This window comes from Kitasatospora sp. P5_F3 (assembly GCF_054049135.1).
The window spans coordinates 10329-12170 of the sequence record NZ_JBFUMY010000125.1 but is presented as its reverse complement, the minus strand read 5'-3'; the positions used below and the strand labels follow the sequence as shown (position 1 = coordinate 12170).

Annotated in this window: 1 protein-coding gene; it reads left to right on the top strand. The window is 69.7% G+C overall.

Annotated elements, in window-relative coordinates; translation table 11 throughout:
- The coding region (locus ACXJMZ_RS35365) for an alpha-galactosidase (RefSeq protein WP_457034115.1) at window positions 1-1789 on the top strand (1789 nt) is incomplete at its 5' end.
- Window positions 1790-1842 lie beyond the last annotated feature (53 nt).

Below are 1842 nucleotides of genomic sequence, written 5' to 3'. Positions count from 1 at the left end.
CACCCAGGGAGTTCCGATGAGCCGCCACCCCCACCCCGGCGCCACCAGACGCCACCGAGCCATCACCGCCCTCGCGGCCTCCGCCGCGCTGCTCTCCTCCGTCGCCGGCATCCAGCTCGGCGCCGCCCCCGAGGCCGGCGCCGCCGCCAACGGAGTCGCCCTCACCCCGCCGATGGGCTGGAACACCTGGAACTCCTTCGGGTGCAACATCAGCGACCAGCTCATCAAGGACAGCGCCGACACCATCGTCTCCTCGGGAATGAAGGCCGCCGGCTACCAGTACGTGGTGGTCGACGACTGCTGGATGGCCGACCAGCGCGACGCGGACGGCAAGCTGCTGCCGCACCCGACCCGGTTCCCCGGCGGCATGAAGGCCCTCGGTGACTACCTGCACGCCAAGGGGCTGAAGTTCGGCATCTACCAGTCCCCCACCGACAAGACCTGCGAGCAGCGCCTCCACAACCGCCCCGGGACCGGGAGCCTGGGGCACGAGCGGCAGGACGCCGAGACCTTCGCCGAGTGGGGCGTCGACTACCTCAAGTACGACTGGTGCTCCAAGGAAGGCACCCTGGAGAGCCAGAAGCAGCAGTTCTCCCTGATGCGCGACGAGTTGGCCAGAGCCACCGCGGCCAGCGCCGCCGCCACCGGCCTCTCCGAGCGCCCGATCGTCTACAGCATCAACGCCAACTCGTGGTTCGACACGAACACCGGCGCGACCTTCGACTGGTCCTCCATCGCCAACCTCTGGCGGACCACCGAGGACATCAAGAACGCCTGGAGCAAGGGCCAGGACACGCGCTACGGCGAGGGCGTCCTCGACATCACCCGCTACAACGGCCCGCTGGGGAGCCAGGCCGGCCCTGGCCACTGGAACGACCCGGACATGCTCGAAGTCGGCGTCACCAAGGACGGCAAGAGCCTGACCCCGGACGAGGCCCGCAGCCACCTGGCCCTCTGGGCGCAGATGGCCGCGCCCCTCATGGCCGGCAACAAGCTCACCGAGATGACCGAGGACACCAGGAGCATCCTCACCAACCAGAACGTGATCGCCATCGACCAGGACAGCCTCGGCAAGGCGGCCCGGATCGTCGCCGACTCCGCCACCCAGCTGCTGACGGTCCGTGAACTCGCCGGCGGCGACCGGTCGGTGACCCTCACCAACACCGCCGACACGACCGCCACCGTGACCACCTCGGTCGCCGAGCTCGGCCTCGCCGGAGCGCCCGGCTACACCGTCAAGGACGTCTGGGCCCCCGCCGGCACCCCCTCCACCACCACGACCGGCGCGCTCTCCGCGACCCTGGCCCCGCACGCCACCGCCCTGTACCGCATCACCCCCAACGGCACGATCAGCCCTGACCAGGCCGCGCCGGCCACCGGCACCTACGAGATCGCCTCCGCGACCCGCCCCTCCCAGGTCCTCGACAAGGGCACGCTGTCCGACAACGGCAGCCAGCTGATCACCTGGGAGCGCAAGCGCAACACCAACCAGGCCTGGATCCTCACCGCCAACGGCGACGGAACCTACAGCGTGAAGCACAAGATCAGCGGCAAGTGCCTCGACGTCGACAACATCTCCAAGTCGGCCGGCGCGAAGGTCATCCAGTACACCTGCAACGGCCAGAGCAACCAGAAGTTCACCCCCACCGCCGACGGCGCCAACCAGTACAAGCTGATCGCCAAGCACAGCGGCCTCGCCGTCACCCCCTCCGGGACTGCCAACGGCTCACTCCTCACCCAGCAGGCCCCCGCAGCGGCCCAGAGCTGGACCTTCATCAAGACCGGCTGATCGACACCGCACCCGCCAGGCGAGCGGGCGAGGCCCCGAGACGGCTCCTCGCC